The organism is Proteus hauseri, from assembly GCF_004116975.1.
Taxonomy (GTDB): Bacteria; Pseudomonadota; Gammaproteobacteria; order Enterobacterales; family Enterobacteriaceae; genus Proteus; species Proteus hauseri.
In genome coordinates this window covers 953,700-979,440 of record NZ_CP026364.1, presented here as the reverse complement: position 1 = coordinate 979,440, position 25,741 = coordinate 953,700, and the positions used below count along the sequence as shown (strand labels likewise).

Genomic DNA, 25,741 nt, shown 5'->3' with positions numbered 1-25,741 from the left:
GAGAGAAATAAGCTTAGCGTCTAGACTGAGAGACGTAGCTAAAATGATAAGACTATTCGTTTTTAATTGTTTAATTCTCAATTGAAAAGTAGGTGAACAATGAAACATCAACTCTCAGATGCGGCAAATTCCCCATTACGAATTACCTCTAAAACCCGTGATGTAGGTGGAATTGAGACCTATCGTGCCTTACCCGATAAAAAGCAACGTTTGATTGGCCCTTGGTGTTTTCTTGATCATTTAGGCCCAACTATTTTTAATGGCAGTGTAGATAAGCTCGCTATCGCGCCACATCCTCATATTGGTTTGCAAACATTTACTTGGATGCTAGAAGGAGAAATATTACATCGCGATAGTTTAGGTTATCAGCAAGTTATTCGCCCTAACCAAGTTAATTTAATGACAGCAGGTCATGGTATTAGCCATTCAGAAGATAGTTATGGTGATAAAAAAGAAGTTCATCTTGCGCAATTATGGATTGTATTACCTAAAGACAAAAGAAATATGCCGCCACGATTTGACCATTATCCTAATTTACCTAAATGGCAATCTGATAATGCAAACTTCACGTTATTAATTGGCAATTATCAACACTATACTTCTTCTGTGCTTTGTCTATTACCTATGGTTGGAATGGGAATAACTGCAAAGAAAGCCACTTGCGTATCATTACCGTTAAAAGAAAAATTTGAATATGGTCTTTTTGTTTTAACGGGAAAAATGACAATAGGGAATGAAGTTTTTAATGCCAACGAATTAGCCTATATCGAAACTCAAAATAGTTCATTAACCATAGAATTAAGTAACGATAGCCAGATCCTCTTTTTAGGCGGTGAGCCTTTAAATGAGAAAATACTAATGTGGTGGAATTTTGTTGGCCGAAGCAAAGAAGAGATTCAAAACGCAATTGCTGATTGGAATAAAGGCAGTGAACGCTTTGGTCAGGTTATTAATGATAATAGAGAACCATTAGTATCACCATTAATGCCGTAATTACTTATTTATTCTATTTTTATCAAAAAATTAAATAGAGCTGAGTTATTGAGATTTAAAAGATAATTCAGTTTTTTATTTTACACTTCTTTTTTACCTGTTTTTATCATTTAGTTACGCCATCTATGTGTCATTTTTAATGACGATCCTGTTTTACTTCTTTTCTCACTGTCAACGTCATAACTGTCGATTCGTCATTTATCGTTATTCTTTTTATTTATAACGAAAATTTATGATTTTATAATTATATGATTTTTATGGAAAATAAATTCAATCCTCTCTTGGCACGAAAAATGCTTTATTTAAAGAAAAATTGACGACAGCGTTGCTGTTAAATGTTTTTCTCGGAGGATGTGGCGAATGAATCGCTTTGTAATTGCAGAGCCACAACGATGCATAGGGTGTAACACCTGTATGGCAGCTTGCTCGGAAGTTCACCAAGCTGTGGGTTTACAGGCGCATCCGCGTCTTACAGTGGTTAAAGTGGAGGATCAAACAGCCCCGATGCTTTGTCGGCACTGTGAGGATGCTCCTTGTGCTCGCGTGTGCCCAGTCAATGCCATCACTCATGAAGATAATGCCATCTTTCTTAATGAGAGTTTATGTATTGGCTGTAAGTTATGTGGTCTTGTTTGTCCATTTGGTGCGATTACACCATCGGGCAGTAAACCCGTTAATTTACCGGCTGTTTTTGATTATTACGTACCTGAAGAGATGTTGGCTGATGTCCCTAGTAGTTTACCAACAGTAAACCCATTTATTGCATGGAATGCAGGCGTCCGCGCTATCGCTGTGAAATGTGACTTATGTAGTTTCTCTGATGATGGCCCTGCTTGTGTCAAAGTCTGTCCAACAGATGCCCTGCATTTAGTTGAAGAAGATAGCCTTGATGAGCAGGTAAAAGCACGTCGATTAGGAACCGCAATGGAACCGATGGCGAGCCTTGACTCTTTATCTACTTTGACACAGGAGCGGAAGTAATATGGAACCTCTTCAGTTACTGCTGTGGTCAGTCATCCTGTATGTTGTTGGTGGCATTATTGCACTGTTTTTAAAAAAGCAGGAAGGGCTGGCAATCCTTATTTCGGGTATCAGCGCAATAATTGGTGGTGTGCTGGGTATTCTTAGTGCATTACCCGTAATTTTAAATGGTGAAACAGTGAGTTTTACCGCAGCAGGGCCTTTTGAATTTGCCGCATTTGTTGTGCGAATGGATATGCTCGCTGCCTTTATGGTGTTTGTTATTTCTCTACTTGTCAGCGTGTGTGCGCTTTATTCTCTCGCCTATGTACAAGAATATAAAGGTCGTGGCGCATGGAGCATGGGATTCTTTATGAATCTATTTATTGCTTCAATGGTGGGGCTGGTAGTAATGGATAATGCTTTTTACTTTATTATCCTGTTTGAAATGATGTCACTTGCATCTTGGTTCTTAGTTATTGCTGACCAAGATGACGAATCTATTCATGCCGGTTTACTCTATTTCTTTATCGCTCACGCAGGCTCAGTGCTTATCATGATTGCCTTCTTCTTGATGTGGCGTGAAAGTGGTAGCCTCGATTTTGATTCATTCCGTCAACTTTCTCTTTCTCCAGCAATGGCTTCGGTGGTGTTTTTACTGGCGTTCTTTGGTTTTGGTGCCAAAGCCGGTATGTTGCCATTACATAGCTGGTTGCCAAAAGCTCACCCCGCAGCACCTTCTCATGCATCGGCATTAATGTCTGGTGTGATGGTGAAAATTGGTATCTTCGGGATAATTAAAGTGGGTATCGATTTACTTGGTGCGACCGAAATGTGGTGGGGGATTGTGGTTCTTGCATTTGGTGCAGTTTCTTCTGTACTCGGTGTAATGTATGCCTTAGCAGAGCATGATTTAAAACGTCTGCTTGCGTGGCACACCGTTGAAAATATCGGCATCATCTTAATGGGTGTTGGCGTTGGTATGGTGGGAATTGCAACCAATCATCCTGTTATTGCTGCGCTTGGTTTATTAGGTGCGTTATACCACTTGTTAAACCACGCCGTATTTAAAGGCTTATTATTCCTTGGTGCGGGTGCCATTATTAACCAAATTCACACTCGTGATATGGATAAAATGGGGGGCTTAGCAAAACTGATGCCTTACACTGCAACCGCCTTTTTAATTGGTTGTATGGCGATTTCAGCTTTACCACCACTGAATGGTTTTGTTAGTGAATGGTATACCTATCAATCACTTTTCTCGATGAGCTACGAAGGTAACTTCGTTATGCGCTTAAGTGGTCCGATAGCGATTATTATGTTAGCCATCACCGGCGCTCTTGCTGCAATGTGTTTCGTGAAAGTTTATGGCGTAAGCTTTTGTGGCGGTCCTCGTAGTGAACAAGCGACTAAAGCAAAAGAAGTTCCACTACCAATGACCATTGCGATGGGATTGTTAGCGCTCTTTTGTATCGTTTTAGGGGTTGGTGCTTCATTCATAGCACCTATTATCGCCAATATTGCGATGTCATTAAGTGAAACCAGCGCATTAACAGTGACTCAAGGCTCGCTACTGATCCCTGATGCGGCATCACAAGCCATGTTCTCTCCTGCCTTAACATTTATTTTATTAATTGCCTTACCTCTTATTCCATTCCTGATTTACCTCGGCATAAAAGGCGGTCAGCCTGCATTTCGCCGTAAAGGTAACCCTTGGGCTTGTGGTTATAACTGGGAAAAAGACATGGCAGTATCAGCAGGTGGTTTTACTCAAGCATTACGCAGTATGTTTGCACCGCTTTATCGTATGCGTAAACAGCTTGATCCATCTCCATTACTGTTGCGTGGTTTTAATAAAACACAGCTCGGTGCTGAAAAGGTCGAACCATTCTGGGATGAACGCATTATTTATCCACTGGTTCGTGGTATCCAACGTTTTGCTAAACGTATCCAATGCCTGCAAGGCGGGGATTTTAGACTCTATTGTCTGTACGTTGTAGCCGCGCTGGTCATCTTGCTTTTAGTTATCGCAGCGTAAGGAGAGGGACTCATGACTTTCCAAGAAGCACCAACGTTCATGATGGGGATTATTGCTCTTATTCAAGCACTATTTTTATTAGCAATAACACCATTATGTACCGGTATTTCTCGCCAAATTCGCGCCAAGATGCACTCTCGTCAAGGCCCAGGAATTCTGCAAGATTACCGAGATATTTTTAAGTTACTTAAACGTCAATCTGTAGCACCTGAACAATCAGGCGTTATTTTCCAAATAATGCCTTATGTGCTGTTAGGTAGCATGCTGGTGGTTGCAATGGCGCTGCCCGTGTTTACATCAACTTCACTGTTTGGTGGTGCTGCTGACTTAATCGCCCTGATTTATCTGTTTGCACTGTTTCGCTTTTTCTTCTCTTTATCGGGTTTGGATTCAGGAAGCCCATTTGCGGGTATCGGTGCAAGTCGCGAATTAACACTGGGTGTATTAGTTGAGCCTATCTTAGTGCTGTCGCTGATTGTTGTTGCCTTGGTCGTTGGTTCAACCAACGTAGGCACTATCAGTGCGACTTTAGCGCAAGGTTGGGTATCACCAACCGCAACATTATTGGCGCTATTAGCCTGTGCTTTCGCTTCATTTATTGAAATGGGCAAAATGCCGTTTGACGTTGCAGAAGCAGAACAAGAATTACAAGAAGGACCATTAACTGAATATTCTGGCTCTGGTTTTGCTTTAGTTAAGCTTGGTATTGGTCTCAAACAAGTCGTGATTGCGGAGCTTTTCCTTGCGGTCTTTATTCCTTTTGGTAAAGCAAGTGAGTTTACGTTTATCGCAATAATTATTGCGTTAGTTTTGATGGCAGTGAAATTATTCGTTGTATTTGTATTGGCGTCATTGGTTGAGAACAGTTTAGCGCGTGGTCGCTTCTTACTGACTCATCACGTGACATGGTTAGGATTCGGTGTTGCGGCACTGGCTCTTGTTTTCTATTTAACTGGTCTATAAGGAGCGATGATTACAATGGAAAATATAGCTCTTGCGACCTTACTCATCCCATTTGCGGGGGCGTTGATTACGTCCTTAATGCCAAATCGGATGGCGAAGTGGTTGTGTACACTGTTCGCACTGCTCGCAACACTCGGTACGGTTTTCCTTGGCTGGCAGTTTTTGGCTGAAGGCAAAGTTGATACCACAATTACGCTAGTACAATACGGTGATGTTGCACTGTTTGGTTTTACTATCGACCGTGTAAGTACTTTAATTGCGTTTGCTGTTGTGTTCTTAGGGTTGCTAGTTAGTTTCTACTCTACCGGTTATCTCACTAGTGGTAACCGTGAGCACCCACATGATGGTACTCGTCGCTATTACGCATTCTTATTAATCTTTATTGGCGCAATGGCGGGTTTAGTGCTTTCTTCGACTATTCTTGGTCAACTCCTGTTTTTTGAAATCACAGGGGGATGCTCTTGGGGACTAATCGGCTACTATCAATCTGATAAATCACTGCGTTCAGCGATGAAAGCGTTGTTGATTACTCACGTTGCATCTATTGGTCTTTATCTTGCTGCTGCGACTTTGTTTGTCAGCACCGGAAGCTTTGAGTTAACCGCTATCGCAACGCTTGATGAACCAACAAAACTGATTGTTTTCGGTGGCATTTTATTTGCTGCTTGGGGTAAATCAGCACAGTTACCATTACAAGCATGGTTACCTGATGCGATGGAAGCACCTACCCCTGTGAGCGCTTACTTACACGCTGCATCAATGGTTAAAGTTGGGGTATATATCTTTGCTCGTGCCATTCTTTCTGGCGGTGAGGTACCTCATATCATTGGTTGGGTGGGTATCACCATGGCAGTCATTACGCTGATTTATGGCTTTATGATGTATCTGCCACAAAAAGATATGAAACGTCTGTTGGCATGGTCAACCATTACCCAGCTTTCTTATATCTTCCTTGCGTTATCTATCTCTATCTTTGGACCTCGTGAAGCATTTAATGGTGGTGTTGCTTATATCTTTAACCATGCTTTTGCAAAAAGCTTGTTCTTCTTAGTCGCTGGTGCGCTGAGTTATAGCTGTGGTACCCGTATGCTGCCCCGCTTAAGAGGGTTAATTAATAGGTATCCATTACTCGGTATAGGATTTTGTGTTGCCGCATTAGCCATAGCTGGTGTTCCACCTCTTAATGGCTTCTTCAGTAAATTCCCAATCTTTGCTGCCGGTTTTGAGTTATCGAGTGTTTTCTGGGTAATGACACCAATTATGGTGTTGGTACTGATTGAATCTGTGGCGAGTTTCACTTGGTTTATCTACTGGTTTGGTCGTGTTGTTCCTGGCAAACCAAGTAATGAAGTGGCAGAAGGACAACCGGTTCCTATTGCGATGCAAATCGTGATTGGCGTGCTGATTGTCATGTCTTTCTGTTCCAGTGTTATCGCGGTCACTTGGCTAGGATAAGGGAGATAAATCATGACTGGAGCTCTTATTGTAAATAATTTGGCGGGGCTAATGATGATAACCTCGCTGCTGGTTATTGGTGCGAAAAAGCCAATCGCCTCTTGTTGGTTCTATGCACTACAATCTTTTGTTTTGGTGATGATTTTTGTCACCTTGGCAAACACGCTAGACGCACATCAATTAACACTTTGGGCAATTACTGCCTTCTTTACTAAAGTTCTGCTAGTGCCACTGATTATGGGATTTGCATTCCGTAAATTGTCCGATCCCAGTGCAAATGTGAGTGTGATTAGTCCGGCTCTATTGATGCTACTGGCGGCTGTTATCGTTATTTTATGCTGGTTTGTGGTTGAGCCAATTCAAATACCAATGGTTGTTGATTTGAAACCTGCGTTAGCCGTTTCATTGGGACACTTTATGTTAGGTCTGCTGTGTATCGTGACCCAACGTAATATTCTAAAACAAGCCTTTGGTTACTGTTTAATGGAAAACGGCTCTCACTTAACCTTGGCATTATTAGCGTGGAGAGCACCTGAACTTGTGGAGATCGGTATCGCAACAGACGCAATTTTTGCGGTGATTGTGATGGCAGTTCTGGCTCGTAAGATTTACCGCACGCTCAACACACTGAACGTGGATCAACTGACCGCGCTGAAGGGGTGAGGAGATGAACCAAACAACCATGTTAACAATTTTAATGTTCGCACCGCTGGTATTTTCGATACTGGCATTTCTAAGCCCGTTATTAAAAGCTGGCGCTCGTCCTGTTGTGACTGGCATTCATGCGATAGGTATTACAGTACTGCTTGTTGCAGCGCTGGGTACTGTGGCTGATGTAATGACTCATGGCGAAATATTGACAGCAGCAAATTGGGTTCATGTTGATAGCTTAGGTGCGTTGTTCCTTGTGATCTTGGGCATTATCGGCTTTTTAACGGGGCTTTATTCAATAGGTTATATGAATCATGAAGTCGATGAGGGTGAAATCTCTGTTCGTACTTTGTGTAATTATTATGGTTTCTTCCACCTCTTTTTATTCACTATGTTATTAGCTATCACCAGTAATAACTTGATTTTAATGTGGGCAGCAATAGAAGCGACAACGCTGAGTTCTGCATTCTTAGTGGGAATTTATGGCCAACGCTCTTCTTTAGAAGCTGCATGGAAATACATCATTATTTGTAGTGTGGGTGTTGCATTTGGTCTATTCGGTACGATTCTGGTTTATGCCAATGCCGCAAGCTTTATGCCAGATCCTGATCAAGCCATCTTCTGGACTGAGGTGCTGAAATATACCGATCAACTTGATCCTACATTAATGCACTTGGCCTTTGTCTTTATCTTAATCGGTTTTGGTACCAAAACAGGTTTATTCCCAATGCATGCATGGTTACCAGATGCACACAGTGAGGCACCAAGCCCAGTGAGTGCGCTGTTATCTGCTGTTTTACTAAATTGCGCGCTGCTGATTATCATTCGTTATTACATCATTATTGATGCAGCAATTGGTACTGATTTCACTCGTAATTTACTACTGATTTTTGGTTTCCTTTCTGTTGCTATCGCGGCGTTCTTTATTCTTATTCAGCGCGATATGAAACGTCTTTTAGCCTATTCCAGTGTGGAAAATATGGGGTTAATTGCCGTAGCTCTCGGTATTGGTGGACCAATTGGTATTCTTGCCGCTTTATTCCATACTTTAAACCATAGCTTAGCGAAAGCATTACTGTTCTGTGGCTCTGGTAACGTGCTGCTGAAATACGGTACAAGAGACTTAAATGTCGTTAAAGGTATGTTTAAAGTGATGCCATTTAGCGCCGCGTTATTTGCTGGTGGTGCATTAGCCTTAGGGGGCATGCCACCTTTCAACGTCTTTATCAGTGAATTTATGGTCGTGGTTGCGGGTTTGGCCGCAGGGCATATTGGTTTAACTATCCTATTATTATTGTTATTAACCGTGGTATTAGGTGGATTAGTTCGCATGGTTGCTAAAACCGTATTTGGTAAAAAACCAGATGCAGTAGCAAAAGGTGAGCTAGGTATTCTAACCACATTACCGATGGTCATTCTGATTGCACTCATGCTGTTAATGGGTACACACATTCCTAAGCCAGTCAGTGAATTACTGGAAAACGCGGCCAATATAGTGATGAATATCGATAACAGCGAATCACCCACTTATACATGGCCACAGGCTTTAATCAGCAATCAATCAACATCGGTTCAGGAGATGTAACGTGAGCTATCAAAATTATGTCAGTAGAAAAGAAGGAAAAGAACTCGGTGCAGGTTATGTTGCTAAAGTCCGAGAGAAATTTCCATCAGCCGTTCTTGATGAAGAGCGTCAAACCGCTGATCAATTGACGATAACAGTAAAAACGGAATCACTGCCTGAAGTGGTGGAATACCTGTATTACGGTTTAGGTGGTTGGTTACCCGTGTTATTTGGTAACGATGAACGTAGCTTAAATGGCGATTATGCCGTTTATTATGCATTATCAATGGAAGAGGGCGAGAAATGTTGGGTAGTAGTGAAAGCCCATGTTAGCCCGATTACTTTAGAATTCCCATCTGTCACTCCACGCGTTCCTGCTGCTGTTTGGGGTGAACGTGAAATTCGTGATATGTACGGTCTTATTCCCGTTGGTTTACCTGATGAACGCCGTTTAGTTTTACCTGATGATTGGCCAGATGAGATGTATCCGCTGCGTAAAGATGCGATGGATTATCGTCAACGTCCAGCACCAACAACAGAAACAGAAACTTATCCGTTTATTAATGATGGTAAAAAAGATGCGCGTGTTGTGCCTATTGGCCCAATGCATATCACATCAGATGAACCAGGACACTTTCGCTTATTTGTTGATGGTGAAAACATTGTTGATGCAGATTACCGCATGTTCTATGTTCACCGTGGTATGGAAAAACTGGCTGAAACCCGCATGGGTTATAATGAAGTTACATTCTTATCAGACCGTGTTTGTGGTATTTGTGGCTTTACTCACAGTGTTGCGTATGTCACCTCTGTAGAAAATGCATTAGGCATCGAAGTGCCTCGTCGTGCTCATACGATTAGAACCATCTTGCTAGAAGTTGAACGTCTTCATAGTCACTTATTAAATATTGGCTTAGCTAGTCACTTTACTGGTTTTGATACTGGTTTTATGCAATTTTTCCGCATTCGTGAAAAATCAATGCAAATTGCAGAAATGCTGACTGGTGCACGTAAAACTTATGGTCTGAATTTAATTGGTGGTATTCGTCGCGATATCTTAAAAGACCAACGTCTAAAAACCATTATGTTAATCAGAGAGATGCGTCGTGAAGTCACTGAACTGGTTGATATTTTGTTATCTACGCCGAATATGGAACAGCGTACAGTCGGTGTGGGTATTTTAGATAGAAAAGTTGCTCGTGACTTTAGTCCAGTAGGGCCAATGATCAGAGCCAGTGGTTTTAAACGTGATGTTCGTTTTGATCACCCATTTGCAGATTATGGCAATCTTCCATTAACACTATTTAGTTATGAAGGTGGCGATGTATTCTCTCGTGTGATGGTTCGTATCAAAGAAGTGCTTGATTCATTATCAATGATTGAATACGCACTGGATAACTTACCAGAGGGGCCATTGTTAACCGAAGGCTTTACTTATCAGCCTTACAAATTTGCACTTGGTTTTACTGAAGCACCACGCGGTGAGGATGTTCACTGGAGTATGTTGGGTGATAACCAAAAACTCTTCCGCTGGCGTTGTCGTGCTGCGACTTATGCTAATTGGCCAGTATTACGTTATATGTTGCAAGGCAATACTGTTTCTGATGCGCCTTTAATTATTGGTAGCCTTGATCCTTGCTATTCCTGTACTGACAGGGTAACGCTCGTTGATGTGAAAAAACGTAAATCCAAAACAGTTTCTTATAAAGAAATTGAACGTTATAGCATTGAACGTAAAAATTCGCCGCTCAAGTGAGGGAATGAACGATGTTAAAATTGTTTAAAACCATTATTAAAACAGGCGAAGCAACGACAAAATATCCATTTAAGCCGCTAGATTTACCTGATGGTTTCAGAGGAAAGCCTGAGTATGATGCTCAGCAGTGTATTGTCTGTGGTGCGTGTACCGCGGCATGTCCTGCCAATGCATTAACGATGGAAAATAATCTGGAAACAGGTGAGCGTTACTGGCAACTATTTCTCGGTCGGTGTATCTATTGCGGTCGCTGTGAAGAGGTATGCCCAACAAGAGCCATTGTTTTATCGGATATGTTTGAAACCGCAGTAACTCAAAAATCGGATCTCTATATTAAAGGGACATTTAAATTATTGAGTTGCCGAGAGTGTCATCAGCCATTTACGCCAAAAAAATCTGTCGATTATGCCATGGCGCTGTTAGTGCACTCTGGTTGGGATGAAGGTACCGTGGAATCGATGCGTCCACAATTTGAAACCTGTCCTGACTGTAAGCGTAAACATAACTTGTTATCCGATGGCCAAGAAAATTTAAGTATGGGTAATATCGGGAGTACAAAAAAATGAGTCTACCAGAAATTACCGTAAATCATCATGTTAGCCAACCTATCACATTAAATGATCAGGTGAAAAAGCTGAAACAGACGTTGCTGAAAGATATTCAACGCTCAGCTTATGTCTACCGTGTCGACTGTGGTGGTTGTAATGGCTGTGAAATCGAAATTTTCTCAGCTATTACCCCAGTTTTTGACGCTGAACGTTTTGGTATTAAAGTGGTCGCATCTCCCCGCCATGCAGATATTTTATTATTTACTGGGGCCGTAACGCGCCAAATGCGTGTGCCTGCATTACGTGCTTATGAATCAGCACCCGATCCAAAAATTTGTATCTCTTATGGCGCATGTGGTTGTGGTGGCGGTATTTTTCACGATCTTTACTGCGTATGGGGTGGTAGTGAATCTATCGTTCCTATTGATGTGTGGATCCCTGGTTGTCCTCCAACACCTGCCGCAACAATTTATGGTTTTGCGGTTGCATTAGGTCTGCTTGATCAAAAACTAAAAGGTGTTTCACACACGGAAGTTGAAAACGAGCAAGCATCACTTATTTTGCCTTCGATCCCATTAGATGCGCGAGTTATGATTGAGCGCGAAGCTCGCCGCCTTGCGGGTTATTATCAAGGAAGACAAATCAGTGATCATTTCCTCACTTTACTTGATGGTGCAACTGTACAAGAGGTGAGTGGTAGAGTGGATGAATGGTTACGCCAAGCGAACGATCCTCGATTATCTGAGATTGTAAAACGACTGGTTCATTCATTAAGCCAAGGAGCAGCCCATGTCTGATGATGCAAATGTTTATTTTTGGTCGTTAAGACAGAAATTTGTTGATAGCGATGATGATGTGCCACCAGAAGCCCAGCAAGTGATGTATTACTCGCTGGCAATAGGCCACCATGTTGGCATGATTGACTGCTTAAAAACGGAATTAATTTGCCCACTTGAAAAATATAAAGCATGGATTGCCCTTCTTCCTGAAGGCGAAGCAAAAAGAAAAATGCAAGGATTGCTGACGTTTGGTGAGATCAATATTAACTCTGAGCACACTCATCTATTAGCATTGGCGTTTGATCCTATTACTAAAAATGAGGATCCTATTTTTAGTAAATGGAGCCAAAAATTAATTGATTTGCTGGGTGAAATTGTCGTTGAACCTGCTATTTATTTAATTGTGAAGAGAAAGCCATGAATAAACAAATGACAGCGCCGAAGGTTGTGTTAACTGTTGGTAATAGCATGATGGGAGATGATGGTGCAGGGCCGCTATTAGCCGATTTAATGGAAACTAATCCTATTGAAGGATGGATTGTGATTAATGGTGGTAGTGCTCCAGAAAATGTCTCTTATCAAGTGAGGGAGTTACAGCCTCAGTGTGTTGTCATTGTTGATGCGGCAGATATTGGTCTAAAACCGGGCGAAATCAGAGTAATAGATCCTGATTATATAGCGGAAATGTTTATTATGAGCACCCACAATATGCCGCTTAATTTTCTTATCGATCAATTAAAAGATGATATTCCAGATATTACATTTCTAGGAATACAGCCAGATCTGGTTGGATTTTATTATCCAATGACGGAAGCAGTAAAAAATGCCGTTGATGAAGTCTATCAAGGTATCAAGTCATGGCGAGTAGATTACTTTCCTGAACTTGAAGTTGGTGATGAAGAAGAGAGTGAATAAATAAACAGTAGTACAGGTATCCACCTATAAATATAAAATAGAAACATCCGCATTTGCGGATGTTTTGCTATTTAAGGTATTTTTTTTAAAATTTAATAATGAATTAGAACTTAGTTTAAAAAATTATTTTAATAGGTTTTAATTTATTGTTTTTAAATGAATAAAAATATAACTTTAAATAAGTATTATTATTTCATTAATCAAAGTTATAGATTTAATTAAGTTTAGCTTAATTTATGCGGCTAGCTAGCATAAATTCAAATATTTATCTGAACGCTAAATTAAGAACAAGGTAATTTTTCAACATTTCAAACGAATTAAACCTGTTATTCTCATGCGGAATATTTTTTAAGTGATTATTATTTCAGCAAGAATAAAAGGTTTTTTATATGTCTCTCTTTACCCCTCAATTGAGTATCATTGTTGCCATTTATAATGGAAGTCAGTTTTTACATAATTTTTTCAATTATTTAGAAAATCAAAAGTTAGAAAGTTGGGAGCTTATACTTGTTGATGATGGCTCTGAAGATAATTCTCTTGATATTATTAATCAATGGAAGGGTAAATTTCCCTCCGTTACTCTTTTAATTCAAAATAATCAGGGAGTTTCATCAGCACGTAATGCAGGATTTAATATTTCAAATGGTCAATATGTTGTTTTTCCTGATATTGATGATGTTATTGATTGCAAAATGTATGGTAGAATGCTTAAAGTTTCTCAAGAGGATAATTTGGACGTTTTAACCTGTAATGGGAATTACGTTTATGAAGATGGGCGGCCTTCTAGGAAAATATTTCCCTCAAATCGATTAAGTACTACAGATATATTAACCGGACCTCAGTGGCTAAAAATCGCGCTAGGATCTAGAAAATTTTTGCATGTCACTTGGCTAAATATTTATCGTCGAGAGTTTTTATTAGCTCATGGCCATCGATTTGAACCCGGATTGCATCATCAAGATATTCCATGGACAACGGAGGTGCTACTTACTGCTAAACGAGTCAAATATATTGATGAGTGTTATTACAACTATTTTATTCACTCTGCTTCTGTTTCTCATACCAAACCTGATGACAGCATTTATGTTAGAACAATACATAATTATATGAAAATAGTAGAAATGTTGGATGCGATTAATATTAAGCATGAAAAAATTGCTAAAAGTATTAATGCTTGTTATTGGCAAATTGCGAAAGAAGGTCTAGGTATTATCCATTCTATTAATTGTATTCAGTCATCTGAAATTAAAAGCCAAATGGCTCAAGAGTTATTTGATCGAGGTATTTGGGCGTTAATTTGGAAAAATGCCAAGGATTTCAGATTACGTTGGCGTTTAGGGCGACGCTATTTTAAATTAAGAAAGCTTCTCAATAATAAATAGGTGCATTAGGTGTTTTATTATTTTGGCAATAAGTAGAAGGGAAACCGATTAATAGAATATCGTAAAAATAACATTTTATTCTCTTTTATGCTCACCGATAAGGATCAGTATAAATTATATAACTTATTTACGAGAAAAATAATGTGGCCTCGCTAGAAGTTTGCCATAATGAGTCGTGTTGCTTAGTAAAAGTTTATGTAAAATCAATAAAATGGCTAATATTATTCGAGTCTTTGAATGAAAAACTTTATGATATTGGCGACTAATTCTTTAGTCTGCATGCGTTATTGCAGTACCTCATAATAACAACCATTACCTTATTTCAGCCTCTTCTTTTACTGATAGAGACTGGTGGTAAGTCATATCTAAAAAATCGGAGAATATTTATGTGTATTCGGTTTAGTTGGCGGAAATCATTAGTTGCACTAACTTGTTTAGCCGCATTTAGCACCCCTTTTACAGTATCTGCACAAACATTAAAATTAGCCATTGGTGAAGAGCCAACCGAGGGCTTTGATCCAATGCTAGGCTGGAGTCATGGTAGCTACTTATTACTTCATAGCCCATTATTAAAACAAAATGCGGATCTGACTTGGTATAGCAATATGCTAAAAGATTATCAGCCAAGTGAAGATGGTAAAACATGGAAACTGACACTGAAGCCAGATTTAAAATTCTCCGATGGTTTGCCATTAACAGCAAAAGATATTGTTTTCACTTATAACAATGCAGCAGCAAGTGGCGGTAAAGTGGATATGGGTAATTTCCTCACTGCAAAAGCAGATGATGATTTGCACGTTACCATCTCGCTAAAAGCACCACAAAGTACCTTCGTTAATGTATTAGGTTCGTTGGGTATTGTTTCCGCTGATAAATATGATGAAAAAACCTATGCACAAAAACCAATAGGTGCAGGCCCTTATCGTATGGTGAGTTTTCAGCCAGGACAGCAGCTAATAGTAGAGGCTAATCCTTATTATGCTGGACAGAAAAACGACTTTGAAAAACTGATTTTTGTCTTCCTTGATGAAGATGCTGCTTTTGCCGCGGCGCAAAGTGGGCAACTCGGTATTGTTCGTATTCCACCTGCAACGGCTGCAATTGCGAAAAACTTACCTAATATCAAATTATGGGAACGCCCAAGCGTTGAGAATAGGGGTATCGTTTTTCCAATGGTGAAATCCGGTGAAAAGAACGATTTAGGCTATGATATTGGTAATGATATCACCGCGGATATTGCTATTCGTAAAGCGATTAACTATGCCCTTGATCGCAAATTATTATCGGAACAAGTACTGGATGGCTACGCTATTCCTGCTTATACCGGTGTAAAAGGGCTGCCTTGGGATCAAACCGAAGCTGCATTTAAAGACGGTGATGTAGAGAAAGCCAAGCAAATTCTTGAAGATGCGGGCTGGAAGCTGAATAAAAATGGTATTCGTGAAAAAGACGGTTTAGAAGCCAAACTCACCTTATGGTATACCAGCGGTGATGCGACTCGTCGTGATTTAGCCGAATCAATCCGTGCTTTAGTGCAACCCTTGGGTATTCAAATGGATCTAAAATCAGGCAGCTGGGATACCGTAGAGCGCTATATGCACTCCAATCCAACCCTATTTGGCTGGGGTAGTCTTGATCCGATGGAGTTGTATCATCACTACAGCACAAATGCCGCGGGTGTGGGTTATTACAATCCGGGCTATTACAAAAACCCTGAAGTTGAAAAGCATCTTCAAGCTGCATTGGATGCACATACATGGCAAGAAGCTGTACCTCATTGGAAAGCTGTGGAATGGGATGGCAAACAAGGCGTGGGTGTGAAAGGTGATGCCGCATGGGCATGGCTAATGAATGTTCAACATACTTATTTAACGGATCCTTGCGTTGATTTAGGGACAGGCACACCAGAAATTCATGGCTCATGGTCATTATTAAATAGTGTAGATACTTGGAAGTGGACTTGTCAGTAATACGTCAAAGTGCGGGATTTTTCCTGCGGCTCTTATGCCTGCTGTTGGTAACAACAGCGGGTGTTTTTATTTTGTTAAGTTTTTCGCCTATTGATCCCATTAAGGCGTATATCGGCAGTGATTTGCTCAATGTGCCACCCGAGCAATATCCGCTGATTGCGGCTCGTTGGGGATTAGACCAACCTCTTTGGATGCGATTCTGGTATTGGTTTAGCCAGATTATTCAGGGGGATTTTGGCTATTCGATGCTTTATAACATGCCTGTGATTGATGTTATTCGAGAGCGTGCAGGGCCATCGTTTATTTTGCTATTTTCAGCATGGATTTTCTCTGGTGCCATTGGTGTTTTAATGGGATTAGTGGCTGGGCGTTATCTTAACCGTTGGCCAGATAGAATAATTTCGACTTTTTCTTATCTCTTGGCTTCATTACCCACATTTTGGGTTGGCTTATTATTATTGTCACTATTTTCTGTCACCTTACATTGGGCACCAATTTGCTGTGCTTGGCCTATGGGAAGTAGTGCTGAAGCTGCAACGGTTAGTCAGCGGTTATCTCACCTTATTTTACCTATGATCGCACTTGGATTATTAGGTACTGGCAATATTGCACTTCACACTCGGGCTAAAGTTGCGGAAGTAATGGGGAGTGAGTTTATCCATTTTGCTAAAGCGCAAGGTGATAAAGGTTGGGCTATGATGATATTTCATGTTCTACGTCATGCCATTACGCCTGCACTTTGCTTACAGTTTGCATCAATTGGTGAACTTCTTGGTGGCTCATTATTAGCTGAAAAAGTATTTGCTTATCCTGGTTTAGGACAAGCGACTGTCGATGCAGGATTACGTGGTGATATTCCACTACTAATGGGTATTGTGGTTTTCAGTACTATTTTGATCTTTATTGGTAACACTATTTCTAATTCGTTATTGCGACGTATTAATAAAGGAATTTTACGAGACTCATGATTTACGACCCAAATAAGCCTCTATTGCGACTTTTATTAGTGACTCTCGCCTTGATTGGGCTGGTGCTGTATGGAATATCGGTTTCTCATACCGATATTGCAATGGACTTTTTGGCAAGAAATCAGGCGCCTTCTGAACAATATTGGTTTGGTACTGATAATCTTGGTCGTTCACTTTGGCTGCGCTGTTTTCAAGGTATGTTAAGTAGCTTAAATATCGGTTTAACCAGTGCTGTAGTGAGTGGGTCGATAGCACTTATTTTTGCTGGTATTTCATCGATTAACTCATATTGTGATTTTCTGGTAAGAGGGATTGTTGATACCCTTTTAGCGTTACCGCATTTACTGTTGCTTATTCTTATTTGTTTTACTCTAGGCGGTGGTCAGCAAGGCGTTATTTGGGCTGTAGCATTAACACACTGGCCTAAGCTAGCACTAATTTTACGTGGCGAAATTCAGCGGGTTCGTGAAGCTGATTATGTGATGTTGTCGCGTCGTATTGGTAATTCGCCATTTGAATGTGTGAGAAAACATTATCTGCCCATGCTATTACCACAATGGATTGTTGGTACATTGCTGATGTTTCCGCATGCGGTATTACATAGTGCAGCATTAAGCTTTTTAGGTTTTGGGCAAGCCGCGCATGAGCCTTCTTTGGGCTTGTTATTGGCTGATGCTCTACGTTATTTAAGTACGGGTTCTTGGTGGATGGTGGTATTTCCGGGGTTAATTTTAATGTGTCTGGTATTGATATTTGATCAATTTGCCAAAGCGATGCAACAGCTTTGGTTAAGAGGTGCAGGATGTTAAGTTTTGAACAATTTTCCATTGATATTGCTCAGTTTCGTTGGTTAGGAAAACGCAGCTGGCAACCCTTACTGAAATCGATATCATTGGATATTAAACCCGGGAAAATGCTTGCTTTAGTGGGTGGCAGTGGAGAGGGGAAAAGCTTATTACTGCAAAGTGCGTTAGGGCTTTTGCCCGCTAATATGCGTGTTCGTGGTGCAATTAAATTAAACGGTCACACATTAACAGAAAGAGAACTTATTGCTTATCGTGGCAATACTTTTTGTTATATTCCACAAGGTGTGACGGCATTAAATCCATTGATTTGTATCGGTGAGCAGCTTAGCCGTTCTGCGCGTTTAAGTGGTGCTGATATCACAACCGAAGATATTGTCGAGCAGCTTGGGCTTTATCATCTTTCTAGCTCATTAGTAAAAACCTACCCAGCGAAACTTTCTGGCGGAATGGCAAAGCGAATTTTGGCATGTAACGCGACATTATCTAACGCACAATATATATTGGCTGATGAAATAACATCGTGGCTTGATGACGAACACGCTAGCTTGCTATTAGGTCATTTGCGAGAACTATGTAATCAAGGCAAATCGGTGTTGTGGGTGACTCATGATCTTGCATTAGCGGCTCGTTTTGCTGATACGATAGCGGTGCTAAATCAGGGGGAGCTTAATGAAATTATTCCTGCCGTTTCACTCCATCATTATGAAGGCAGTGAATGGCTGAAAACACTGTGGAATGCGTTACCGGAGCAGCAGTTCTTATCTCAACATGAAACTTCACTAAACTAATTATTGCAGTCAGCTTATCTGTTTTATTTTTAAATATATCAAGAAATAGATTATTACTGGAGTTATTCCTATGGCGCTTTTAGAGCTACAACAATTATCTGTTAAGCAAGCAGGTAAGCTGTTATGGCAAGACCTCTCGTTCTCTTTAGATGCCGGAGAGAGGTTAGGAATATCAGCACCTAGTGGAACGGGTAAAACAACGCTGGGGCGAGTATTAGCCCAGTGGCAAGCACCTACAAGTGGCAAAATTCTTTTTAATCAACAACCATTGCCTAGCAAAGGTTATTGCCCAATTCAGTTAGTGCCTCAACATCCAGATAAATGTTTTAATCCTTTTCGTGCTACAGGCGATAGTGTGCGTGATGCGTGGTGCCCTGATGAAAGTTGGTTTGAAAAACTAAAAATAAAATCAGAATGGTTATCGCGTAGGCCTAATGAATTATCTGGTGGTGAGTTAGCGCGCATTGCATTATTAAGGGCGCTTGACCCACGCACACAAATATTAATTGCTGATGAAGTCACTGCGCAATTAGATGCAAAAATTCAAGCTGAAATTTGGCAAGTATTAATTAATGAGAGCCTGCGTCGCCCTTTAAGTTTGATTATTTTTAGCCACAATAAAGCGCTTTTAGAAAAAGTATCAACCAAAGTTTGGTGGGTTGATAAAACAAAAGGTTTTTCTACAACAAGTGATTAATTGTTATTTTAATCAGATATTTTTCCACTTTAATCTCTTAATTTAATTCCTGAAAATGAAAAATCTTCCTACACATTAACGCGTAGGAAGATCTGCTTTTATCTCATCAATGATTAAATATTAGAAGCGATAAGTATAATTAACACCAAACTGCATATCGTGATAACGATACTTTGTTATTTCCCAATTTGCTGATGTACCTACTGATGATTGTTTATCAATTTGATACGTTAATCCAATATTAGCGAATGGACGTCGTTTTAACTGTTTTTTATTTTCTGCATATTCAATATGTTGCTGGCCTAAATTTTTAATATGACTGCGGAAATCACGCTGTTGTTGCGATAATTGCCAGAACATACCTGCTTTTGTATTCAGCGTGAGGGATGGGGTTAATAAATAATCTAGATTTACGCCTAATTTAGCAGAAAGAGCCTGCTCTTTTAGTTTTTCATAATGAGCGATAAATTTAGCACCTTCTGTCTCACTATACGCAGATCGAGAAATTTCATTAAATGTAATACCCGCAAAAGGCGTTAATATCAGTTCATTGGTTGCTGAGTATGGATAATAGCCTTGTAACTCAATATGATAACCTGAAAGTTTAGCATTACCTTTACCCATTTCAGTGTCTTCTAACTGCTGACGTTCAATTGATACTTTGCGATTTAAATAAGCGCCTTTTAAGGATAAATGTAATGCATTACTAATCAGTTCATTATTTAAAGAAGGTATTAAATCAAGGCTAAAACCGATAAGCGGTAATGGATATCCTTGGTGTTGGTATCCTTTTGGTAATGATGAATATACATCCGTATCAATTGCTAACCCCATAACGAAAGGAACTCGATTAATATCAAAACGATAAGCACCACTTATTCCTGTTTGTACTGCATTTGATTTATTTAATTTTTGATAATGGGTAAAGCCACTAATACAGGCTTTTTCATTACCAACAGAACAGATTGAAGAGGTAAGGTAACGTAGCTGCCCTTGTTGCATATCAATCAATTTATAGCCATGTTCAGCTGATAGTTGTATTGATTTATAAGTATTTTCAATGTCGATAGGTTTACTGATAACAATTGATGGTTTGTTGTTTTCTTTTGTTAGTTGTTTAAATTCATCTTCTACGGAAGTTAATTCTTTATTATCTTGCTCTGCTTTATCTTTCTCAGCTTGCGCTTTATTTAGGCGGTCTTGTTCTGCTTTAGCATCTGCGCGCTCTTTGTTTAGTCGGTCTTGTTCTGCTTTAGCATCTGCACGCTCTTTGTTTAGTCGGTCTTGTTCGGCTTTAGCATCTGCGCGCTCTTTGTTTAGTGGGTCTTGTTCGGCTTTAGCTTCTGCGCGTTCTTTGTTTAGGCGGTCTTGTTCTGCTTTAGCATCTGCGCGTTCTTTGTTTAGTCGGTCTTGTTCTGCTTTAGCATCTGCACGCTCTTTGTTTAGTCGGTCTTGTTCTGCTTTAGCATCTGCGCGCTCTTTGTTTAGTCGGTCTTGTTCTGCTTTAGCATCTGCACGCTCTTTGTTTAGTCGGTCTTGTTCGGCTTTAGCATCTGCGCGCTCTTTGTTTAGTCGGTCTTGTTCTGCTTTAGCATCTGCACGCTCTTTGTTTAGTCGGTCTTGTTCGGCTTTAGCATCTGCGCGCTCTTTGTTTAGGCGGTCTTGTTCTGCTTTAGCATCTGCACGCTCTTTGTTTAGTCGGTCTTGTTCGGCTTTAGCATCTGCGCGCTCTTTGTTTAGGCGGTCTTGTTCGGCTTTGTCTTTCTCCGCTTGTACTTTGTTTAGGCGGTCTTGCTCTGCTTTGTCTTTCTCAGCTTGCGCTTTGTTTAGGCGGTCTTGCTCGGCTTTAGCATCTGCACGCTCTTTGTTTAGGCGGTCTTGTTCTGCTTTAGCATCTGCACGCTCTTTGTTTAGTCGGTCTTGTTCTGCTTTAGCATCTGCGCGCTCTTTGTTTAGTCGGTCTTGTTCTGCTTTAGCATCTGCACGCTCTTTGTTTAGGCGGTCTTGTTCGGCTTTGTCTTTCTCCGCTTGTACTTTGTTTAGGCGGTCTTGCTCTGCTTTGTCTTTCTCAGCTTGCGCTTTGTTTAGGCGGTCTTGCTCGGCTTTAGCATCTGCACGCTCTTTGTTTAGGCGGTCTTGTTCTGCTTTAGCATCTGCACGCTCTTTGTTTAGTCGGTCTTGTTCTGCTTTAGCATCTGCGCGCTCTTTGTTTAGTCGGTCTTGTTCTGCTTTAGCATCTGCACGCTCTTTGTTTAGTCGGTCTTGTTCTGCTTTAGCATCTGCGCGCTCTTTGTTTAGTCGGTCTTGTTCTGCTTTAGCATCTGCACGCTCTTTGTTTAGTCGGTCTTGTTCTGCTTTAGCATCTGCGCGCTCTTTGTTTAGGCGGTCTTGTTCTGCATTTTCATCTGCAATTTTTTGTTTTTCAGCATTGAAATATTTATCACTGATTTGATCGTTTTCCCAAATAACTTGACGCCAATGATTGTTTATATCAGTCGCTAAACCATAAATCATTCTTCCATCATCAGTAATGGCACGTGCTTCTGAATCTTTACCATTAGTAAGTGTTCCTAAGTCGTACATTCTGTTATTAAAATGAACAAAACCATGGCGATGAAAAATGATATAGGCTGCTGGCCCTTTAATTTTCTTTCCCTTTGACCTATTTTGTTCAATGGAATCGTAATTATAATCGTCAGTTTCAGACCACCCTACAATATATTTACCATCAGCTGAAATATCAGTAGCTCTTGAATTTCTAAATGCTGTTTCGTTACGTTTATTGGAAAGGTTGCCAATATTAATAAGTTTATTTTCTGATAAGTTATAGCGTATCGCTTGACTAAAAAGTGAAGAGGACCCCTTTGTTTCATGAGGTAGATTTATTCGATAATCATCGTGCCAGACTTCTGTCCATCCAACACTGTTGTTTCCATCTGCAGAAATAGCCGTGAGTTTGGAAGAGCCAAAGTTAGAACGAATAATTTCATTTATTGGTCCCTCTTTGGTGGTAACAAACGCAACTTTAGGATAATTCCCCTCTTTTAGTTCTTTATTGGAAAGATCTCGATTGAGTTGACCAATAAATACTTGACCATTATCACTGATTTTTTGAATATCAATACTTCTTCTTTTGATTCCATTGAAGAATGGATATTCAGTTATTGATGAAAGTAGGATATCTTTTTCTGGGTGATTGGCTAAATATTTATTAATATTATTGTTTGTTAATTCAAATTTTTCCTTTTTATTTATATTATATATGTATGATTTTTCTTTATTATAAGTTTTATATTTATATAAAATTAAATTACCATCTTTGGTTAAATATTTAATGGCTATGTTTTTTTCTAAAACAGAAAATGTATTATTATTTATGTTATAGGAAAATGCATAACATTCAGAGTATCCATAGCAATCATTTCTATGCCCCTCTATATGATTATTCTTAATAATATTATCTAATATGGATTTAGATTCTGTGGCATAACCGACAAGTGTTTTTCCATTTTCAGAAAGATGAGACAGATAAAGGGTATCTAATTGTGGGTTGTTTTCTTTATTTATTTTTTTTATGGTTTTACCGCTGTCTAGACTAATAAATAATTCATTTGGTAAGAAATTTTCATTGAAGGCGAACAGCTTTCTAGCATCAAAAGCGGGCATCTCTTGTCGAATGCTACGATTCATATCATCTGCTATATTATTATATATTGAAAGAGTGTGATTATTTATTGCTGTATAGATATGTATACTTCCAAATGGAGTGAATAGTTGCTGGATATAATTGTCTTTTTCTAAAATTTTACCATGACGATGTTTAATATATTTATATCTATTATCTGTAAAATAGTAGTATTGATTGGCACCATCATAAATACTAAAGGGTTTATAAATTGAATGTCCTATATCTTGTATCTTATAATCACCATAAGAACTAATAGGGTATATATATGCGGAGTACAGTATTAATAATATTGACTTATGTTTTATTTTCATTGCAGGAGTCCATTAAATGATTTTTCTGTAGGAGGTTAACTTCTGCATTAATTAAAGTCAATTGGATAAAATGAAATGAATTTAATATACAATAATGATATGTGGATTATTATTATGAGTAAATATTGGGTGTTTTAATTAAATCAATTCCTTTTAATTTTAACTTTTCTTTTAATAATTCAATGTTCTCTTTACTTGCGCTATTCCACGTACTGGCAACACCATAGACGCCATGTTGATGAAATGCATTAATCCTAATTAGTATTGATTCACCAAGTGAATTAATAAAGGAAGAAAGTTCATCTATATATTCTAAATAATCCGTTTTTCCCGGAATATATAAAAGACGTAATTCTGTAAGTAGTTTATTATTCGCTAACCATTTTATTGACTCTTTAATTCGTTTATTTCCTCGACCCGTTAAATAACGATGTGAGTCTTCACTCCAACTTTTTAAGTCGATCATCGTCCCATCCATATAAGGTGCGATTTTTTGCCAGCCGTTAATAGAAAGCGTGCCATTGCTATCAATTAAGCAAGTGAGATGCTGAAGATCGGGAGACTGTTTTATTGCTTTAAAATATTCAATAAGAAAGGGAAGTTGCAGTGTTGATTCGCCACCACTTACTGTTACACCATTAATAAATGTAGCGTATTTACGTGTAATAGCGATTAATTCATCAACGGTATAACTTAATGTCATTGGGCTAGATTGGCGGGGGCATTGTTGAATACAAGTATCACATTGTTCACAGCTGTTGCTGTTCCAACTGATAATTCCTTGTTGCAGAGTAAGTGCTTGCTGAGGACAAGTGGGAATGCAGTCACCACAATTGTCACAGATCCCCATAGTGTAGGGATTGTGGCAATTTTTACAACGCAGATTACACCCTTGTAAAAAGATGGCTAGGCGATTGCCCGGGCCATCGACACAAGAAAAAGGCAGAATTTTATTTATCGAAACGCATCTGCTGTTCATAACTGATAACTCGTGGTTTACGCTCAGTAATATGGCAGTTCGCGGTGGCTTCATCGCCTAACCAAGTGGTGTTTAAACGAGAACCTTCTTCTTTGTATTTTTTCAAATCAGATAAGCGCACCATATAACCGGTGACTCGTACTAAATCATTTCCACCCACGTTTGCTGAGAATTCTCTTAATCCTGAAGCGAAAGCGCCTAAACAGAGTTGCATCAATGCATCAGGGTTTTGTTTAATGGTTTCATCTACCGTTAAAATATCGCTAATGCCTGAAGTATAAAACGCATGATGTGGTGCAACAGTTATTAAATGGGTAACAGGATCTGGCTCTTTACCATAAGGAATACGCGTTGCAGGTGTTGTGCCAATATCTGAGCTAATGCCTGATTGCGCATGTAGCATAGCGCGTTGTTTCCAACCATATTTTACCGGTGTATCCGCAACAAATTGCGCTAACTTTTCACTAATAATATAGCTAAGTTGATTGGCTGATTCATTATCACCATAAGCCGCATTTTTGCCTTCTTTTTCGAGCAACAGAGCAACGGCTTCTGCCATTGCGTAAATACCAAACATAGGGGCAAAGCGATCCGGTGAGATCAAACCCTCTTCCACTAAAAAGCTTTGTTTAAAGAAGTTTGATTTTTCATACAGGAATTCGCAGCGAGCATCGATAATCTCGATTTGTTTTTGCATATAAAACGGCAATATATTTTCAAGAAAATCTTGGCTATTTTGGCTGCGCTTTGCCACTTCTTTTAAGTTAATACGCACTAACGTACTACCGCCACCACTTTGTGGTAATGAGTTATAGCAGCTCACAATACCGTATTCATCTTTCCCAAATACAGCATCTTGTAATGTGCCATTAGCAATATGGGGCTTGCTACTATGGCAAATATTGGTGATTGCCTGATGTAATAAATCAGATGGCGTTAAATTAGTGTCATAAATAAAAGTGAGGTTAGGAGCCACTTGCTGCAGCTCGACATCTACTTTTAGAATTAATCGCGTAATAATCGAGTCTTCAGGACCAATATTGGCATGCATAAATGCATCAGGCAGTGTTCTATCAAGATAGCGCCAGAAACGTTTTAATTTAGGGTAAAGTTGTTCTTCGGTAAGAGAACCGACATAAGGTAGTAAAATTTTATCAATACGCCCTAAGTAAACGGGCATTGAGGTAACTGATGGAACATGATGATAAAGGATGGTCAGCATATTTAAAGCATCATCAAAATCTTGTGCAGGTTCTAGCTCTAAATAGTGAGAACCCTGTGCTAAAAATTTTGCGTAATCAGGTAATACATAACGAGGTTTATAAGGTGCATGACCTTCATACATATCGCAAATGACCCGTTCATCTAATGCGCTAGCTGCATCTTTAGGAAGTGCAGGATAAGGCAGCATATTTTCAGCTTCTAAAGCGAGAAAATGACGTTTTTGTTCAGGGGAAAGGGTTGGGTTTTCTACGATTTGTTGACAACGTTGGATAACAGATTGTTCAGTCATAACCACCTCGGTACTTA

The 25,741-nt window shown here is 39.6% G+C and carries 21 protein-coding genes; 18 read left to right on the top strand and 3 right to left on the bottom strand.

What is annotated here, in order from left to right:
• Positions 1–99 precede the first annotated feature (99 nt).
• From PH4a_RS04550 to PH4a_RS04465, 18 genes are all read left to right on the top strand, one after another.
• The gene (locus PH4a_RS04550; RefSeq protein ID WP_129038077.1) at positions 100–993 is read left to right on the top strand and encodes a pirin family protein; all 894 of its coding nucleotides are present in this window, start codon (positions 100–102) and stop codon (positions 991–993) included.
• Between the two features lie 360 nt (positions 994–1,353).
• Positions 1,354–1,974 (top strand): 4Fe-4S dicluster domain-containing protein, encoded by a 621-nt coding sequence (locus tag PH4a_RS04545; RefSeq protein WP_129038075.1) that lies wholly within the window; start codon positions 1,354–1,356, stop codon positions 1,972–1,974.
• A 1-nt stretch (position 1,975) separates the two neighbouring features.
• On the top strand, positions 1,976–3,991 hold the full coding sequence (hyfB, locus tag PH4a_RS04540) for a hydrogenase 4 subunit B (protein ID WP_129038073.1): 2,016 nt from the start codon (positions 1,976–1,978) through the stop codon (positions 3,989–3,991).
• Between the two features lie 12 nt (positions 3,992–4,003).
• Complete coding sequence (locus PH4a_RS04535) at positions 4,004–4,954, top strand: respiratory chain complex I subunit 1 family protein (RefSeq protein ID WP_129038070.1); 951 nt, start codon at positions 4,004–4,006, stop codon at positions 4,952–4,954.
• Between the two features lie 6 nt (positions 4,955–4,960).
• Entirely contained in the window at positions 4,961–6,409 is a 1,449-nt protein-coding gene (locus PH4a_RS04530; RefSeq protein ID WP_129038068.1) for a hydrogenase 4 subunit D, read from the top strand.
• A gap of 12 nt (positions 6,410–6,421) precedes the next feature.
• Positions 6,422–7,072: a hydrogenase 4 membrane subunit gene (gene hyfE, locus PH4a_RS04525; protein ID WP_064721143.1), complete on the top strand. Its 651-nt coding sequence runs from the start codon at positions 6,422–6,424 to the stop codon at positions 7,070–7,072.
• Between the two features lie 4 nt (positions 7,073–7,076).
• A complete protein-coding gene (locus PH4a_RS04520) occupies positions 7,077–8,645 on the top strand; it encodes a hydrogenase 4 subunit F (protein WP_064721142.1) in 1,569 nt (522 codons plus the stop codon).
• Position 8,646: 1 nt separating this feature from the next.
• Positions 8,647–10,380, top strand: coding sequence for a hydrogenase large subunit (locus tag PH4a_RS04515; RefSeq protein WP_064721141.1), 1,734 nt, complete (start codon positions 8,647–8,649; stop codon positions 10,378–10,380).
• An 11-nt stretch (positions 10,381–10,391) separates the two neighbouring features.
• On the top strand, positions 10,392–10,946 hold the full coding sequence (hyfH, locus tag PH4a_RS04510) for a hydrogenase 4 subunit H (protein WP_129038066.1): 555 nt from the start codon (positions 10,392–10,394) through the stop codon (positions 10,944–10,946).
• Positions 10,943–11,725 (top strand): NADH-quinone oxidoreductase subunit B family protein, encoded by a 783-nt coding sequence (locus tag PH4a_RS04505; RefSeq protein WP_064721139.1) that lies wholly within the window; start codon positions 10,943–10,945, stop codon positions 11,723–11,725. Before hyfH ends, PH4a_RS04505 begins: the two co-directional genes overlap by 4 nt.
• On the top strand, positions 11,718–12,128 hold the full coding sequence (locus PH4a_RS04500) for a formate hydrogenlyase maturation HycH family protein (protein ID WP_129038064.1): 411 nt from the start codon (positions 11,718–11,720) through the stop codon (positions 12,126–12,128). The genes PH4a_RS04505 and PH4a_RS04500 overlap by 8 nt, the downstream gene beginning before the upstream one ends.
• Positions 12,125–12,622 (top strand): hydrogenase maturation peptidase HycI, encoded by a 498-nt coding sequence (gene hycI / locus PH4a_RS04495; RefSeq protein WP_129038062.1) that lies wholly within the window; start codon positions 12,125–12,127, stop codon positions 12,620–12,622. Before PH4a_RS04500 ends, hycI begins: the two co-directional genes overlap by 4 nt.
• 389 nt (positions 12,623–13,011) lie before the next feature.
• Positions 13,012–14,004, top strand: a complete 993-nt coding sequence (locus PH4a_RS04490; RefSeq protein ID WP_129038060.1) for a glycosyltransferase — start codon at positions 13,012–13,014, stop codon at positions 14,002–14,004.
• A 386-nt stretch (positions 14,005–14,390) separates the two neighbouring features.
• Entirely contained in the window at positions 14,391–15,974 is a 1,584-nt protein-coding gene (locus PH4a_RS04485) for an ABC transporter substrate-binding protein (protein WP_129038058.1), read from the top strand.
• Complete coding sequence (locus PH4a_RS04480; protein WP_164971524.1) at positions 15,959–16,942, top strand: ABC transporter permease; 984 nt, start codon at positions 15,959–15,961, stop codon at positions 16,940–16,942. Before PH4a_RS04485 ends, PH4a_RS04480 begins: the two co-directional genes overlap by 16 nt.
• Positions 16,939–17,751, top strand: a complete 813-nt coding sequence (locus PH4a_RS04475) for an ABC transporter permease (protein ID WP_064721134.1) — start codon at positions 16,939–16,941, stop codon at positions 17,749–17,751. The genes PH4a_RS04480 and PH4a_RS04475 overlap by 4 nt, the downstream gene beginning before the upstream one ends.
• Complete coding sequence (locus tag PH4a_RS04470; protein WP_064721133.1) at positions 17,745–18,536, top strand: ATP-binding cassette domain-containing protein; 792 nt, start codon at positions 17,745–17,747, stop codon at positions 18,534–18,536. Before PH4a_RS04475 ends, PH4a_RS04470 begins: the two co-directional genes overlap by 7 nt.
• Before the next feature lie 70 nt (positions 18,537–18,606).
• Positions 18,607–19,233 carry an ATP-binding cassette domain-containing protein gene (locus PH4a_RS04465; RefSeq protein ID WP_129038056.1) on the top strand — a complete coding sequence of 209 codons (627 nt, stop codon included), beginning with the start codon at positions 18,607–18,609 and terminating at the stop codon, positions 19,231–19,233.
• Between the two features lie 120 nt (positions 19,234–19,353).
• Here the strand turns inward: PH4a_RS04465 and PH4a_RS18235 are convergent, their stop codons facing one another.
• The 3 genes from PH4a_RS18235 to PH4a_RS04450 form a co-directional block, all read right to left on the bottom strand.
• Entirely contained in the window at positions 19,354–22,923 is a 3,570-nt protein-coding gene (locus tag PH4a_RS18235; protein ID WP_244212932.1) for an autotransporter outer membrane beta-barrel domain-containing protein, read from the bottom strand.
• A gap of 421 nt (positions 22,924–23,344) precedes the next feature.
• On the bottom strand, positions 23,345–24,211 hold the full coding sequence (locus tag PH4a_RS04455) for a YjjW family glycine radical enzyme activase (protein ID WP_129038054.1): 867 nt from the start codon (positions 24,209–24,211) through the stop codon (positions 23,345–23,347).
• The gene (locus PH4a_RS04450; RefSeq protein ID WP_129038052.1) at positions 24,183–25,724 is read right to left on the bottom strand and encodes a YjjI family glycine radical enzyme; all 1,542 of its coding nucleotides are present in this window, start codon (positions 25,722–25,724) and stop codon (positions 24,183–24,185) included. Before PH4a_RS04450 ends, PH4a_RS04455 begins: the two co-directional genes overlap by 29 nt.
• Between the last annotated feature and the right edge of the window lie 17 nt (positions 25,725–25,741).